15 protein-coding genes and 1 pseudogene are annotated in these 15509 nt (G+C 62.1%); 10 read left to right on the top strand and 6 right to left on the bottom strand.

Annotated elements, in window-relative coordinates:
- Positions 1-13: 13 nt before the first annotated feature.
- The 6 genes from BT108_RS12735 to BT108_RS12710 all read left to right on the top strand — a co-directional run bounded on the left by BT108_RS12735 (position 14) and on the right by BT108_RS12710 (position 5374).
- On the top strand, positions 14-508 hold the full coding sequence (locus tag BT108_RS12735; protein WP_072293666.1) for a JAB domain-containing protein: 495 nt from the start codon (positions 14-16) through the stop codon (positions 506-508).
- A gap of 164 nt (positions 509-672) precedes the next feature.
- Positions 673-1119: a TIGR03757 family integrating conjugative element protein gene (locus tag BT108_RS12730; protein WP_072294943.1), complete on the top strand. Its 447-nt coding sequence runs from the start codon at positions 673-675 to the stop codon at positions 1117-1119.
- On the top strand, positions 1116-2063 hold the full coding sequence (locus BT108_RS12725; RefSeq protein WP_072294942.1) for a TIGR03756 family integrating conjugative element protein: 948 nt from the start codon (positions 1116-1118) through the stop codon (positions 2061-2063). Before BT108_RS12730 ends, BT108_RS12725 begins: the two co-directional genes overlap by 4 nt.
- Before the next feature lie 9 nt (positions 2064-2072).
- Positions 2073-3470 carry an integrating conjugative element protein gene (locus tag BT108_RS12720; RefSeq protein WP_072294941.1) on the top strand — a complete coding sequence of 466 codons (1398 nt, stop codon included), beginning with the start codon at positions 2073-2075 and terminating at the stop codon, positions 3468-3470.
- Entirely contained in the window at positions 3467-3838 is a 372-nt protein-coding gene (locus tag BT108_RS12715; protein ID WP_072294940.1) for a hypothetical protein, read from the top strand. The genes BT108_RS12720 and BT108_RS12715 overlap by 4 nt, the downstream gene beginning before the upstream one ends.
- A gap of 15 nt (positions 3839-3853) precedes the next feature.
- Complete coding sequence (locus tag BT108_RS12710) at positions 3854-5374, top strand: conjugal transfer protein TraG N-terminal domain-containing protein (protein ID WP_072294939.1); 1521 nt, start codon at positions 3854-3856, stop codon at positions 5372-5374.
- Between the two features lie 11 nt (positions 5375-5385).
- On the opposite strand, the gene BT108_RS12705 is transcribed toward BT108_RS12710, so the two are convergent.
- The 3 genes from BT108_RS12705 to BT108_RS12695 form a co-directional block, all read right to left on the bottom strand.
- The gene (locus BT108_RS12705; protein WP_072294938.1) at positions 5386-5751 is read right to left on the bottom strand and encodes a DUF3742 family protein; all 366 of its coding nucleotides are present in this window, start codon (positions 5749-5751) and stop codon (positions 5386-5388) included.
- 63 nt (positions 5752-5814) lie between these two features.
- Positions 5815-6447, bottom strand: coding sequence for an RES family NAD+ phosphorylase (locus tag BT108_RS12700; RefSeq protein ID WP_072294937.1), 633 nt, complete (start codon positions 6445-6447; stop codon positions 5815-5817).
- Positions 6448-6459: 12 nt separating this feature from the next.
- Positions 6460-7086 carry an integrase gene (locus BT108_RS12695; protein ID WP_072294936.1) on the bottom strand — a complete coding sequence of 209 codons (627 nt, stop codon included), beginning with the start codon at positions 7084-7086 and terminating at the stop codon, positions 6460-6462.
- A 315-nt stretch (positions 7087-7401) separates the two neighbouring features.
- On the opposite strand from BT108_RS12695, the gene mobH reads away from it, so the two are divergent.
- The 3 genes from mobH to BT108_RS12675 all read left to right on the top strand — a co-directional run bounded on the left by mobH (position 7402) and on the right by BT108_RS12675 (position 11369).
- Positions 7402-9258, top strand: a complete 1857-nt coding sequence (mobH, locus tag BT108_RS12685; protein WP_072294935.1) for a MobH family relaxase — start codon at positions 7402-7404, stop codon at positions 9256-9258.
- Between the two features lie 315 nt (positions 9259-9573).
- Positions 9574-11022 (top strand): alpha,alpha-trehalose-phosphate synthase (UDP-forming), encoded by a 1449-nt coding sequence (locus tag BT108_RS12680; RefSeq protein WP_072294934.1) that lies wholly within the window; start codon positions 9574-9576, stop codon positions 11020-11022.
- The gene (locus BT108_RS12675) at positions 11022-11369 is read left to right on the top strand and encodes a hypothetical protein (RefSeq protein WP_072294933.1); all 348 of its coding nucleotides are present in this window, start codon (positions 11022-11024) and stop codon (positions 11367-11369) included. The genes BT108_RS12680 and BT108_RS12675 overlap by 1 nt, the downstream gene beginning before the upstream one ends.
- A gap of 9 nt (positions 11370-11378) precedes the next feature.
- Here BT108_RS12675 and BT108_RS12670 read toward each other — a convergent pair whose 3' ends face one another.
- The 3 genes from BT108_RS12670 to BT108_RS12660 are packed head-to-tail and all read right to left on the bottom strand — an operon-like array spanning position 11379 to position 15190.
- Positions 11379-11813, bottom strand: a complete 435-nt coding sequence (locus BT108_RS12670; RefSeq protein WP_021205011.1) for a GNAT family N-acetyltransferase — start codon at positions 11811-11813, stop codon at positions 11379-11381.
- Positions 11814-11868: 55 nt separating this feature from the next.
- The gene (locus BT108_RS12665; RefSeq protein ID WP_072294932.1) at positions 11869-12585 is read right to left on the bottom strand and encodes a response regulator; all 717 of its coding nucleotides are present in this window, start codon (positions 12583-12585) and stop codon (positions 11869-11871) included.
- Between the two features lie 4 nt (positions 12586-12589).
- Entirely contained in the window at positions 12590-15190 is a 2601-nt protein-coding gene (locus BT108_RS12660) for a sensor histidine kinase (protein ID WP_083566443.1), read from the bottom strand.
- Positions 15191-15308: 118 nt separating this feature from the next.
- Here BT108_RS12660 and BT108_RS12655 point away from each other — a divergent pair.
- Positions 15309-15509, top strand: a pseudogene (locus BT108_RS12655) (helix-turn-helix domain-containing protein); the annotation flags it as partial.

Genomic DNA, 15509 nt, shown 5'->3' with positions numbered 1-15509 from the left:
CTGGAGGTTCGCCATGTCTGTCGTCATCAATGACTCCTGTCTGGAGTCACTTTCCGATATTGCCGCTCAGCACGAAGACTGGATCGTTCAGCAAGCCATCGTGCTGCTGGAGCGACGGGTTTTCAAAGCCGGGCCACGTCTTGAACGGCCCGCTGCGGTCAGGGACTACCTTCGCTTGAAGCTGGTCGCCGAGTCCAACGAGATCTTCGTCGTTGTATTCATGAACAGTATGCACGACGTGCTGGCCGTGGAGCCGATGTTCCATGGAACGATCAATGCGACCTCGGTTTATCCGCGCGTCGTGTTGCAGCGCGCTTTGCAACTGAACGCCGCTGCGGTCATCTTCGCCCATCAGCACCCCTCGGGCTCCACCGAGCCATCCAATGCGGATCGCGTGCTGACCGAGCAGTTGAAAACCGCCTTGGCGCTTATCGACGTGCGGGTGCTCGACCATTTCGTGATTGGTCAGGGCACGCCGTACTCGTTCGCCGAGTCGGGTCTTTTGTAGGAAAGCACGTGGTTCACTGATCACAGCGGGGGCTTCGGCCTCTGCTTTTTTCCATGCGGCAGCACCGAACAGGTATGTGGGGTGCCCGCGATGCGCATTGTTTGTTGGGGCCGCATCGGCTTCGCGTTTGACTACTGCCCTGATCAACTTCAAGGGCACGCGACATGCCAGCATCTCTTTCCAGGTTCGCGTCGGGCTGGCGAACCCTCGGCCTGGCCGTTGCGCTGCCGGCAGCCCTGGCCGTTTTCAGCCCGGCCACCTTCGCCGCCGACGTGGTGGTCGTCACCGACAGCCGCCACCCGGTCAAGACCATGGGTGGAGAGCGGCTGATCGAGCTGGACGAAGCCCACAGGATTGAAGCGGAGCTTTCAGCGGCACTGCCCACCAACCCCGAACAGGCCACGGCCATCGTCAAGCACCGGCTCTCCAGCGGCGGTGCCGACCTCCAACGCCGCATCGCCTCCGCCTACCAGGGCGTCACAGACGCATGGAGCCTGGGCATCACCAGCCTCCCGGCCGTCGTGGTGGACCAGCGCTACGTGGTCTATGGCGAGCCGGATGTGGCTCGCGCTGTCGCGCGCATCGAGCAGCACCGGAGGACCCAGCCGTGACCCGACCATTCGACCTGATGCGCCGTCTGCGTGCTGGCGTGGCTTCGTTGCTGCTGCTCAGCGCCACGGGCAGCTACGCCCTCAACACTGCCACCATCGTCGGCTCGGTAGCGTCACCCGACTGCCTCGAATACCGCGTCGTTGGCATCTGCTACTGGCTCTACTGCACATGGACCGGCTGTACGGTTCGCACATCGATCAAGGTGCGCCACTACATCCCCGATGCGGTGGTGTCGTCGTACTCGAATACCGGCGAAAACCCCTGGGTCGAAGTCCGGGCAATGAGCACGCCCAACCCGTCCGCCCAAGCGGGCGGCGACGGGACGACGAACGAGGACCACGAAAACAACCTCGCCAAGTTCAAAAACTCGGACGTTATCGGCCACCCCGGCGTCGAGGTGTTCAACCAGTTCGTCTCGTCGTCGGGTTACTTCTGCGAGGGCGCGGGCACGGCGTTCATGCCGTACTTGCTCAGCACCTTGGACACGCTGGCCTGGCGCTACAACTTGCCCGAGATGGCCTACCCGGAAGCGCTGATTCCGGGCCGGCGTGAGGTCGGCGCACGCACCACGATGAACCTGTGGGGCAACGTGTATCCCCGCGGCGGCTTCCTGCACCAGACCGACGACTTCAAGGCCGGTGCAGTGGTGGCCCAGCGTGCGGGCGATGTCGTCACGCGCCGCGGGCAGATCCACGTCTATCAGCCGTTGCTTGCCAACTCCCGCGACGGCTACTGGCCGGCCGGCGCGCTGATGGAGGGCGATGCCTCCACCGGCAAGTGGCAAGAACTCACACCCGTCCTGTCGTCGTCCTGCACGGTCTTTCCGCGCAGCGGCTTCCTTACCCAGGCGCAGCAAGGCGACTACGCATGGGCGCTGTGGCGGCCGTATGCCTGCTGCGAACGCCGGGGCCAGGTGTTCCTGGGCAGCGTCGATTTCCTCTGAGGTAGTGCCATGAAGTTCCGTCCTGCATTCAATCCGTTCTCCCGCCGGGCACGTCGCACGGAGATCGTCCTGGCGCTGGCCGGCGCCCTCGCGCTGGGCAGCGGCGTGGCCTGGGGTCAACTGGGATACCAGACAAGCGGCAGCGTCATCGGCGATGACGTCATGTACTCGATCGGTGGCGGCAACGCCGTGTCGATGGGACGTGCGGCTGGCATGCGCTCCCTCGGTGTTGGCGTGGGCTGGAACAGCAACTTGATCTGCGGTGACATGAGCATCCAGACCACCTTGAGGAACCAACTCAACGGCATCACCAACGGTTTCCAGCAAATCATGTCGTCGGTGATCCAGAGCGCCACCAGTGCGGTGGCATCGTTGCCCGCGCTGATCATCCAGCGGGCCGATCCCGGCCTGTACAACCTGCTCACCAATGGCGTGCTGCAGGCCCGGCTGGATTTCGACCGCTCCAAGCTGACGTGCCGTGCCATGGCAGAGAAGATGGCCGAAACGGCGGGCGGCCAGCTCGGCTGGAGTCAGATGGCCGAAGGCCTGGCGCTGCGCGACGCCGTGTCGAGCACGGATGCGGTCTCGGCCATCGAGCAAGCCGAGACGCGCCGCGGCAATGACGGCGTGCCGTGGGTCGGGGGCAGCAACGCGGGGGGCTCCGGCCAGCCCGCGATCAGGGTCGTCGGCGATGTCACCCGCGCCGGCTACAACCTGGTCAACGGCCGCGGCGTGACTGACACGTCTTCGATCGCCCCGGCCAGTTGTGCCAGCCTTTCGTGCCAGACCTGGACCTCGCCGCAGGCCGCCGTCGAGTGGGCTACGCGCGTGCTCGGCGAGAAGGAGCAGCGCACGTGCGATACCTGCACAAAGACCGAAACGACACCCGGCGTCGGGCTCACGCCGCTGATCCAAGAAGAGTACGACGCCAAACTCCAAGCGCTCCAGGATCTCGTCTCCAAGGCGAGGAATACGACGCCGGAGAACCTGCGCGAGGCTGGCAGTGCGTCGCTGCCGATCACACGCGGCGTGATCGAGGCGCTGCGCGACGAGCCTGACCAGCACCTGCTGTCGCAGCGCCTGGCGTCTGAGGTCGCGCTGGCATCCGTGCTGGAGAAGGCGCTGCTGCTGCAGCGCACGCTGCTCACGGGGAAGAAGGAGCCCAACGTCGCGGCCAACGAGCTTGCCGTGGAGGCCGTGAACCACGAGAGCGACACGCTCGACCGCGAGATTCGCAACCTCAAGACCGAACTGGAACTGCGGCGCGAGCTGGCGAACAACTCGCCCATGGCAATCATCCAGCGCCACGGCACGCGCGCGGCCGGCTCGCGCGGCATCTACGAGGGCGATCCGGTGCCGGATCGTCTCGACCAGCTCCAGAAGGGCAATCCGGGGAGTCGGCCATGAGCCCAGCGCGCATGGCCTGGCGGCCGCTGCGCTGGTTGTTCAGCCGGCGCGCGGCGAAGACGCTGCTGTGGCTGGTGCTGATCGTTGCCGCTGCCGTGGGAGCGAACGTCGCGGGCATCTATCTGGTCGGCAGCGTTGCAGGCTGGGAACGGTGGCTGGCGGCCTCCGCAGGGTATTTCTTCATCTGGCGGCTGTGCGTGTACGCGGCAACGGTCTATGGATGGTTCTGGATGCGCCGCCGAGTGCTGGCCCGCGAAGACCAAAGCGGGACAGATGGGCAGGCGCGGCGCCGGCTGATCCGCACCGAGGTCGCCGGCGTCGTCGCCATCGTCGCGCTGGAAACCAGCCTGTTGATGCAGGCCGCTTGAGGGGAGATCGGGGCCATGACGCTCTTCACGACCGACTATCTGGAGTACTACCTCACCCTCGTGTCCTGGATCGTCAACAACGGCATTGGGGCCGTGCTGGTGTCCAGCGGGGTGTTTGCGCTGCCTTTCGTCGCCATCGTCGTGCAGGAGTGGCTGAAGGCCCGTGCGGAAGGCGCTGACGAGGGCAACAAAGGCGTCCTGAGCGCCGCCCGTATCGAGAACCGGGTGTTCGTCGCGATCGTGGTGGTGATGTTCGCGGGCATTCCGTTCATCGACGTGGACCTCAGCACCATCCAGTACGACAGCTCGCGCTCGGCACAATGCCAAGTCAGCGTGCCGCAGCCCACGGAAACCGGCTGGTCGCAGTCTTTCAGCACCATCAACAACCAGTCGGCGAAGGTGCCGGTCTGGTGGGCCTTCATGCACGCGCTCTCGCGCGCCGTCACGAGCGCCTCGGTGGCTGCGATCCCGTGCGGTACGGACCTGCGGCAGATGAGGATGGAGATCGACGCGACGCGCATTGACGACCCGGTACTGGCTCAGGAGGTCGCGGACTTCTCGCGGGATTGCTATGGGCCTGCGCGGGCCAAATTGTTCATGCAGCGCCCGGATCTCGATGAGCAGCAGATGCACGACGTGACCTGGATCGGCTCGCGCTTTTTCACGGACACGGGTGGCTACTACGATAGCTATCGCTCCAGTACGGCGCGCGAGGCCTGGCCCTACGACGACACCCGCGATGCTGGCCTCGCGCAGGTTGCCAATGGTGGCGGCTATCCGACTTGCAGGCAGTGGTGGTCGGACGGCAGCAACGGCCTGCGGGCACGCCTGCTGGGTCAGGTGGACCCGAGCCTGCTGAATCGCCTGGCGGGCTGGGCCGGGTTCCTGAGCCGGGCCGAGGTGGACGATTCGGTGATCCGCGCCATCGCGTCACCGCGGCAGCAGAAACTGAACCAGGGCAGCGTCTATACGGACTACGGCGGCCAGATCGACAAGACCCTGCCGAACATCGTGACGCGGGCCACAGGCGACGTCGGGATGGCAGTCGGCGCGATTGCTGCGTTTCCCGCCATGGATGTCGTGCGCCAATCCCTGCCCATGATCCTCGCCTTGCTGAAGATGGCGCTGGTCATCTGCATCCCGCTCGTGCTGGTTGTGGGCACCTATGACCTGAAGACGGTCGTCACCGTCAGCGTCGTGCAGTTCGCGCTGTTCTTCACGGATTTCTGGTTCCAGCTCGCACGCTGGATCGATTCGACGATTCTGGACGCGCTTTATGGCTGGGGCTTTGGCTGGAATCGGCCGCACACCAACTTTGACCCGCTGGTGGGGTTGAACAACGCCTTCGGCGACATGCTCCTGATGTTCGTCATGGGCACGATGTTCCTGGTTCTGCCGGGATTCTGGCTGGCGAGCCTTACCTGGGTTGGGATTCGGGCCGGGCACGTCATCCAGGGGCTTTCCGATGGCAGCAAGAGCGCCGGCCAAGCTGGCGGCAAGGGTGCCGGGGCGCTCACGGGAGGAAAGCTGAAATAGCGCGAGGCCGGTCAGTCGTCGGTGTACAACTCGTGCGACGTGTCGTTGTACAGGTTGGGAGCGTAGCCCGGCGTCTTGCGCAGCTCGGTGAGGTCGGTGAAAGGCCACTCGTCTTCATCCGAAGTATTGGCAGCAGCAGCCCATCCCGCCGCCGCAACGCCCAGCAGCACGAGTGCGAACCAAAACGCAACGTAGAGCAGCACCCCCAGTACAGCCAGCTTGGCTACCCGCACGAGCGCGGTAGCGCCAGCTCGCGGCATGCCCTTGGACACCAACCAGTTCGACGCCCGCCGTTCGCCGCGCGCATAGGCACGCCATCCGCGGCCAAAGGCGCGGCCGAAGCGTTCTGCGGTGCTGGTGCGGGTCGTTGTGTTCATGGTCGTCTCCTGCTGCTGAGGAATGCCTATTCCGGTTTGCTCCACTTCATTCGGTTTGCTGCTTCAGGGTACTTCGTCATCCGGCACCACCGGGCCGGGGTCGGGTTCGACGCCGATACGGTAGGTGGCAACGAAACGCGGCCAGTCCACATGGTCAACCAGGTCGATGTCCTCGATGACGCTGATCCTCGTTCCGGCCCGCTCGAACAGGGCGATGCTCGCGGCGGGATAGTTGTTGCGCGAGGGGTAGAGCACCCCATCGAACAACGGCTGGCCGTCGTTTCCGAGCATCGCATGCACCTGTGCGGACACCTGCTGCGTGTGCGTGTAGTCGCGGCTGGCCAACTGCTCCAGGTTCAGGCCGAAGTAGCCCGCCATGACGCCCGGCGCCGTGAGATCGGCCAGAAGCACATCGTCCATCACGCCTACTGCGCGCACCATCCTGGCCCGGACTTCTTTCAGCGCGATCGAGCGTTGCGTGTCCGCAAGCCACTGGTGCTTGTGAAACACCGACTCCATCAGCGCCGTGGGCAGGTCACGTCCCAGGTAGAGCACGCCGTAGGCCCGCGCCGGATCATCGTAGCGATTCGTGCCGCTGCGGCCATAGTACAGCGGGCTGCCCCGATAGACGACGCGGCTCACATGCTGGAGCAGTTCACCGGCATCGATCAGCAACGGAGGCAGCTCGTGGCTCATGGCGATCTTGCTTCAATGCACCTGGACGCCCAGCACGTTGAACACGACCTCGGCCACGTCATCGATCGTGCCATGCGTCACCGCATCCACCGGCGAGCGGCCGCCCAAGCCTTCGAGCGGTTCGGACAGCGCGCGGTAGATCGTCCAGTGGTCGATGCCCTCGACCTCCTGGAGCACGGTTTGGGTCAACTGCTGCTTCACCGGGTCGAGCTGCCAGTCGGGCAGCTTCTGGCCGCGCGGCCCCACGTTCAGCGCCAGCAGCCGACGGGCGAGGATGTCCTTGTAGATTTGCTGGCGCGACTTGTCCGCCAGCTTGGCGAACTCGGCAGGCGGCAGGTTGTCCGGCTGGTTGAAGGCTTCCAACAGCACGGCGCGGCCTCGCTGGACATCGGTTTCATTCGGTGCCCAGCGCGTGTCGGAGCGCAACGCGGCCGCCTTGCGCTGCAAGGCCTGCACCACCGTTTCACCTTCCAGGTTGGCAGGCAGCGTCACCGCCTCGACGCGCTCGTGGATGAACGCCTGCAACTCGGCCGCGAAAGCCGGGGCATCCCGGATTTCGACGGTATCGGCGAAGCGTCGCACATCCTCCACCGTGACGCGCGGCAGCCGGTCGGCAATGAATTCGATCGCAGTGGGCATGGTCAGCTCCCAGGTAGGTTTGAGACAGGGTTCACTATAGTCTCCTTTGTCGCGTTTGTCAACTTAGTCGCCCGAGTGGGAGCCTACCTGGCGGTGTAGCGTCCCGGCAGCATAGGCCGAGGCCAGCGCCAGGTCGCCGTCCAATCCATTCGTGCGGGTTCCACATTGACGCTGGAGCCGCAGCCCAGGCCCCGCTATACCGAAACGGTTAAAAGCCAAAGGGTCGAAACGGCAAGGGAATGGGGTGCAAGGGGAAAGGCCCTACCTCGAAAAGGCAAAAAGGCCTCCCGCCCGGCCCGCGATCAGGACACCGACATGCTCTCCCTGTTCCAGCGAAAACGCCCTCCAGTCGCTGCAGCACCGTTGCCGGCCCCCGCCACTAACCTCCCGAAAGGGCTGATGTGGCCGGAGTCGGCCGCATCGCTGCTGGGCACCCCGCGCCGGCAGAAGCTGATGGAACACATCTGGCAGCGCACCTCGCTTTCGCGCCAGCAGTTCGCCACTCTCTACCGTGCTCCCCTGGAGCGCTACGCCGAGCTGGTGCAGACCTTTCCTGCTTCCGAAGCACATCACCACGCATACCTGGGCGGCATGCTCGACCATGGTCTGGAAATCGTCGCCTACAGCCTGAAACTGCGGCAGTCCCATCTGCTGCCCATCGGCGCCAGTCCCGAAGACCAGGCCGCGCAGTCCGAAGCCTGGACTGCGGCCGTCGCCTATGCCGCGTTGTTCCACGACATCGGCAAGGTGGCGGTCGATCTGCACGTCGAGCTGGCCGACGGCGGCACCTGGCACCCGTGGCACGGCCCCCTGCGTCAGCCGTACCGCTTTCGCTACCGCGACGATCGCGAGTACCGGCTCCACAGCGCCGCGACAGGCTTGCTCTACCGGCAACTGCTCGATCGCGATCTGCTGGACTGGCTCAGCGGCTATCCGTCCCTGTGGGCGCCGCTGCTCTACGTCCTGGCCGGGCAGTACGAGCACGCCGGGGTGCTGGGCGAGCTGGTCGTGCAGGCCGACCGCGCCTCCGTCGCCCAGGAGCTGGGCGGCGATCCCGCGCGCGCCATGGCCGCGCCCAAGCACTCGCTCCAACGCAAGCTGGTCGACGGGCTGCGCTACCTGCTGAAGGAAGAGCTGAAGCTGAACCAGCCCGAAGCCTCCGATGGCTGGCTCACCGAGGACGCGCTGTGGCTGGTGAGCAAGACGGTATCGGACAAGCTGCGCGCGCACCTGCTGTCCCAGGGTGTCGATGGCATCCCTGCGAACAACACCGCGGTGTTCAATGTGCTCCAGGACCACGGCATGTTGCAGCCGACGCTCGACGGCAAGGCCATCTGGCGCGCGACCGTAACCAGTTCGACCGGCTGGTCCCACTCGTTCACCCTGTTGCGGCTGTCACCTGCGCTGATTTGGGAGCCTGGCGAGCGGCCGGTGCCGTTCGCCGGGACGGTGGCGATCGACACGGCTTCTGCGGACAAAGCGGCCGATACGTCGCTCCCACCCCCCACGGCTGATGCGAAGGCCGCCTCGGCAAGCCAAGAGGCGCTGCCATGGGAAGAAGCTGGAAGCACCGCTTCTATTCATCCGCCCAAGCCTCAGGTCATGTCCGACGTCGTCGAGGACATGCTGGCGATGGTGGGAATGGCCTCTGCGCAGGATGTGGAAACTGCCTCACACGATGCGCCCGACATGCGCCCCGACGTGCCCGAGTCAGCCTCGGTAGCGGCGCTGCCTTCGTCACAAACGCCAGCGCCCGCGCTTTCGGCGACGAAGCCTTCGGGCGAGCACTTCATGGCGTGGCTGCGAAAGGGCATCGCTTCGCGGCGCCTCATCATCAACGACGCGAAGGCGCTGGTGCATTCGGTGAGCGATACCGCGTACTTGGTCAGTCCCGGCGTGTTCCAACGGTATGCGCAGGAACATCCACAGGTAAGTGCGCTGGCCAAACAGGAGGAGCAGTCGGATTGGCAATGGGTGCAAAAGCGATTCGAACGATTGCAACTGCATCGCAAGCAACCCAATGGCCTGAACATCTGGATCTGTGATGTGGCTGGACCAAGGAAGGCGCGCCGCCTCCATGGCTACCTTCTAACAGACCCTCTGCAACTGTTCCAGAACCCGCCGCCGAACAATCCGTATCTTTCTCTTGTTCAAGCGAACCACGACCAGTGAAAGTGGATTCGCCCGGTGCAGCCGCCAACGTTGCTCAGCTCAACTGGGCACACCCGCATGCAACCAGCGCGGAATCTGGAGCGGACTTAGCCTCGGCCCAGACGGCGCAACACCAACAAGATACCGGGGTTGCTCGGCGCCTTGTCTCAGCGTCGAACGTTCCGATCCTGCTCCATGTTTACCGCCTAAACAAGGCGGCTCAGGGAATTTATCGCCAAATTTACGGAGCGCGCTCGTCCTCCAACGTAGCATTTCCACCTGTTGCCTAGTTTTTTTGTGCAGTTCCATCGCTGCAGTTGGGAGCAGAGAGGTCGTATGAGCGGCAGGTTGATTGTGCTTTCAAACCGTCTGGCGGATCTACACACTCCAGATGCAGGTGGACTTTCCGTAGCCTTGGGCAAGCTTCTTCGAGAGCATGGTGGATTATGGCTCGGATGGAGCGGGCTGATCACAGCGGAGACAAATGGAGAAAACCGAGTTGAGCGCTCCATTGATGGGAATGTTGAATATCTCTGCGTCAACTTCAGCCAAAAAGAACACGATGGCTACTACAAAAACTATGCCAATGGTCAGCTGTGGCCGTTGCTGCATCAGCGCGTTGATTTGGCAGAATTCGATGGATCAGGCGAGTTGATTTATCGAGCGGTCAATAAGCGATTCGCCAATACACTTACTTCCATCCTTGACGACGACGATATCGTCTGGGTTCATGACTATTATTTCATCACGTTGGCGGAGGAACTGCGCGCGGCCGGAGTCATGAATCGTATCGGCTTTTTTTTCCATACCCCACTACCGCCCTCTGCAACGCTGGCAGCACTGCCGAATCACGAATCGCTTTTTAGCGCGCTGTTTGCCTATGATTTGGTCGGATTTCAGTCGCACGAAGACAAGGAAAACTTTTTATCCTACGTTCGGACCTATTTTGGAGACCAGGCTGTTGAGGGCTCCGTGGTCACACGGCGCGGGAGAACTTTGGTCGACGTCTTCCCTCTCGGGATAGATGTGGAAAACTTCCGAGCATTCGCGCAATCCCAGGGTTCACAAGAGGCTTTGCAAAGAATTCAGCAGGAGTACTCAAGACGCAAACTCCTCATCGGTATCGACCCCTTGGACTACGCCAAAGGCATTCCTCATCGAGTTCGAGGTTTTGGTGAGTTCTTAAATAAGTTTCCTGAGTTCCGTTCTTGCGCCACCTTGATTCAGGTCGCATTCCCCGCAAGCGACGAAACCAATTCTTGCACCGATATGCAAAGTGAAATTGAATCTTTGTGCGGCGCGCTCAACGGGGACATAGGGGAACTGAATTGGGCGCCTGTTCGCTACATCCACAGGACGCTGAGCCGCGAGGAACTTGCCGGACTCTATCAAGCAGCGCAGGTTGCGCTCGTAACCCCGCTTAGAGACGGCGTGAGTTTGGTGGCAAAAGAGTTTGTCGCGGCACAGAACCCCGATGCCCCCGGGGTTCTGGTTCTCTCGAAGTTTACGGGGGATGCCGAACAAATGCCGGCTGCCCTGGCTGTCAACCCCTACGACAAGGAGTCCATGGCCTATGTCATGCACCGCGCTCTCACCATGCCTCTTGCTGAGCGACAAGAGCGGCACCGAGCGTTGATGGAAACAATTAGTCGGTATGACGCACGCTGGTTGTGCGACCGGTTTCTGCGAGCATTGAGTCGGCCTGACCCAGCCCCGCAGCCGAAGATAAAAAATCTTCTAAGCAAGGTTTTGCGGCACCGCGAAACGGATTCTGGTCGATTCTGATGAGCGCGGCAGCTGCGTTCTTCTGGACTCTTGCCGGGGTGCACGTGCTCCTTGCCATGCGAATCCAAGTGAGGGCTGCGGTGCTTCGATCACAAAACGGGCTCAGGCACGCCAATAGCCAGCGTAAGGATAGTTGGCTATCGACGGCCCTTATGCTCGCTGCGATTCTATTTGACGAGACATCTTTGGCAGGATGGGCCTACCTCAAAATCAAGGAATTCATGGTTTCCTCGTTTGGCAACATGCCGAACGTGACGGGCGTCATCTATCTGTTGGGCACCATCACCATGGCTTGGCTCATCAAGCGCGCGATACAGCGGTTAAACCTACCGCCCGCCCAGTGGTAAGAATGCCGATCAGCACTCGACGATATGCGACTCACCCAGCTCTTTTGTCATGACAGTGAGCGTCAATCCGGGGATGTAGTTGCACAGATGATGCGTGACTCGATAGCCCCTCGCCAAGTAAATCCGAGCCGTCTTCCTCGATAGCGTTTCAATCTGAGATTCGACGCAACCTCCATCCCTTGCCGCGGATTCGACCGCTTGAAGCAAATTGGAACCGATGCCCTGGCCGCGAAATCGGCTGTCCACCCACAGGTACTCGACGTACAAGCGGTCTTTCTCGATACGGCCGCACACTCCGCCCACGAGCGTATCTTTAATGCGGGCGCTGAGGCCAATGGCCCGCGGCATACCCACGCCTACCGGCGCGCGGTCATGGCGAAGGACTTCATTCACGATGTGCTGCCGCTCATCGACCGACAACGATTTCGAATACTCTATATGCATAACTTCATGCGCGACACACGAATGACTGGATGGCTCTGTTGCCAACTCAACGCATTCAGATCCGCTCCTTACCGACGAACCTCAATCCGACACCCGGCTCTGTCACGATGTATGTTGGCGCCGATGCGTCGTCCCCCAGCTTGTTTCGCAACTTCCCCACGAGAATCCGCAGGTAGTGCGCATCTTCCTCGTGGGTCGGGCCCCACACCTCTTTCAAAAGCTGAGGCTGTGGCACCAGACGGCCTGCTTGCTCGACCAGGAGGGCCAGCAACGCGAACTCCTTACGGGTGAGGGTGACGACCTGCCCCTGGAGCTTTACCTCGCGCTGGGAAAGGTCGATGTGCAGATTCCCGTCATCGTAGATGGGCCCTGTCTCGCTACGCAGTCCACTCACCCTGAGAAACGCGCGAATGCGTGCCATGAGTTCCTCGATCCCGAAGGGCTTGGTCACATAGTCATTGGCACCGGCGTCGAGCAACGCGACTTTCCCCTCCTCGTCCGAGCGAACGGTCAGGACGATGACCGGGACCCGTGACCACCGACGCAGCTCTTTGAGAACATCCTCGCCATCGCGATCTGGAAGTCCGAGGTCCAGCACCACGATGTCAGCCCCTTTCCCCGCGAGCATGCTCAAGCCTTCCTGGCCAGTCGCAGCCAGCAACGTGAGATAGCCTTGCGATCGAAGACTGATGTCGATGAATTTGCGAATATGCGGCTCGTCGTCGATCACAAGAACGCGCGGCGCGGGCGCGGAATCGATAGCTGCACTCATGGTCTCATTCCTCGCTCGGCTGCTCGCCCATGGGCAACGTCAGCCGAATCAATGTGCCTCGTCCCTGCGGACCGGGCAACGCTTCTACTTTTCCCATATGGGCACCCACGATGCCCTGCACAATCGTCAGGCCAAGGCCCGTCCCCTGTTTTCCGCGATCACCGCGCTCCATGCTGTAGAACATGTCGAAGATCCTGCGTCGCTCGTCCTCCGGGATACCTGGCCCGCGGTCCGAAATGTCGATGCGCACTGCGTTGCCATCAGCTGGCCTGGCTTGAACACTGATCGGTTCGCCCGGTGGGGAAAACTTGGCGGCGTTCTCCATGACATTGAAGATGGCCTGTTCGATCAATGCCGGATGAACATGGATCAGGCCGATTTCGGGATCGATGTCGCTCTCCACCTTCACTGTCGGCTCATAGCGCTGCAGACGCCGCGAGGCAGAACCGATCAACTCATCCACGCCAATCCAGTCGCGCGACAGGGTGAGGCCCTGCTGGCCCAGCCGGGTCATGTCCAGCAGGTTTTGAATGTAGCGATCCAGTCGCTCACCCTCGACGCTGATGGTTTCCAGCAGACTTTGGCGATCTTCTGAACTCATATCCTTGCCATAACGGGACAGGCTATCGGCCGCACCGATCATGGAAGAGAGTGGTGAGCGCAAGTCGTGGGACACCGACGACAGCAAGGCCGAGCGCAACCGCTCCGTCTCGCCCGTCACTCGGGCCACCTCAAGTTCCGAGACCAGCCGGGCGCGCAGCGCTGCCTGACCGATGTCTTCCGTCATGCTTTCGGCCAGACGCCGCTGCTCGAATGAGAGCCGCCCCATCGCCGAAGGAAATCGCAATCCCACGACGCCGATGGTGTCCTGATCGGAACGGATCGGCAGGAACCACCAAGCGGAATTGGTCAGGGTGTCCGTATAACGGCCACTGGCCTGGCCATGCTGCTGAGACCAGTCGGCAGCGACCATATCTTTCTCTGACAGTTCGCCTTGGACTGCGGTTGGACCAGATTCGCCATTGATACGCAGCCAAGCCTGGGCGTTCAAACTCGACTGGAGCACGGAGGAACTGGCGGAGATGACCTGCCCAAGATCGGCCGCCTTGGACAATTGCCGGGCCATATTCTGCATGGCCGTCGCATGAGTGTTCGCGGCGCGCAACGAGATCACCTGCATTCTCAACCGCGAAGCCAATCGTCCGGCGATCAAGGCGGCGGTCATGAAGAGCAGCACGGTGGCCACACCTCGCTGCGCGCTGATGAACAATGTAAAGCGCGGTTCGATGAACAGAAAGTCATACGCAACGAAGCACAGTACCGCGGTGATGACCGCTGCGACCATGCGCGTCCTCGAAGCCACCAGCAAGACGGCGACCAGGAACACCGTGGAAAGATCCTCCAGCCCTACGAAGCGCTCTGCGATGAACGCCGCAATCACGGCCCCGACGGTGGCCAGCAGGATCAGCCCAGGTTCGCCCTTGGCCAAACGCTCCCCCCTCAAATCGTAGAGTCCCCGGGATTTCTGCCTCGCTTGCGGCGTGCTGACAATGGTGAGTTCGTAGCGAGCCCCCCTTTGCAGCAGCTGTTGAGTCAGCGTTCGATTGAAAATTCTCGCGATGGGGCGCTCGCGCGTGCGACCGATCACAATGGACCGAGCACCTCGCGCAGCTGCGGCATCCAGCAGCCCCTGCGTGATGTCCGTGTTTCGCAGCAACTCTGTCTCCCCACCCAGGCTTCGAGCCAGAGCAAAGGCCTTGTCGAGTTCCATCTGGCGCTGCTGCTCGGAGCGTGCCATCGAATTGAACTGTGATGAAGCCCGGTCGAGGTCCTCGGCATGAAGCGCAGCTTCAGCCGAATGACCCGTGTCCACCGACACCACAGACCAAGGCGCGCCGCGGCGCTCAGCGATCCGCGCGCCGGCGCGCACCAGATACTCCGATTGGCCTTTACCATCGATGGCAATGAGCACATGACGCTGGATGCCAACGCCGGACAGACCGCGAGCTGTTTGCTTTTCACGCAGATCGGCATCCACGTGTTCAGCAACGGTCTGCATGGCCAGTTCGCGAAGCGCTGTGAGGTTGGAAGGCGAGAAGAATCCCTGAAGCGCCTGCATCGCCTGCTCAGGGAGATAAACCTTGCCTTGGTTGAGACGTTCGATCAGCTCCTGTGCTGGGAGGTCAACCAGCCGGATGTCCCGCAGGCGCTCGAATACCGAATCCGGAACTGTTTCGCTGACGCGAATTCCAGTGATCTGATGCACCACGTCATTCAAACTCTCCAGGTGCTGAATGTTGACCGTGGTATAGACGTCGATGCCCGCGTCCAGGAGTTCCTCGACATCCTGCCAGCGACGTTCATGGCGACTGCCGGGCGCATTGCGATGCGCCAATTCGTCCACAAGGGCGATGGCGGGCTTGCGCGCCAGGAGACCATCGAGGTCCATCTCTTCGAGCGTTCGCCCCTGATACTCGACCTTTTTTCGTGCCAGATGGGGCAAGCCATCCGCCATTGCCTGCGTCTCACCGCGGCCATGTGTCTCAACGATACCGATGAGCACGTCAACGCCCTGGCGATGCAGGTCTCGCGCACGCGCCAGCATGGCGTAGGTGTCGCATCCCGGACGATTGCATAGACTCTAAACGCTATCCCCTCTTCATGGCCAGAGCGGTCCTGCAAGAGTTGATAGAGTCCTTGCAATCTACCCAGGGAGTAAAGCCATGTTGATTGCCCTGCACAAGAACGCCCGCACCACGCCCGCCGTGCGTGCCGAGATCGCAGCCAGCAACGAGCCAGCCAACGTCCTGGCCCTGCGCTTCGGGATCACTGAGCAGACGGTTTACAAATGGAAGAAGCGCGATGTTTTTGCAGACCGCTCGCATACGGCCCATCACCTGCAGACCGTGCTCACGCCTGCGCAA

It is taken from the genome of Nitrosovibrio sp. Nv17 (assembly GCF_900119085.1).
Lineage (GTDB): Bacteria > Pseudomonadota > Gammaproteobacteria > Burkholderiales > Nitrosomonadaceae > Nitrosospira.
This window is presented reverse-complemented; position numbering and strand designations above follow the sequence as displayed.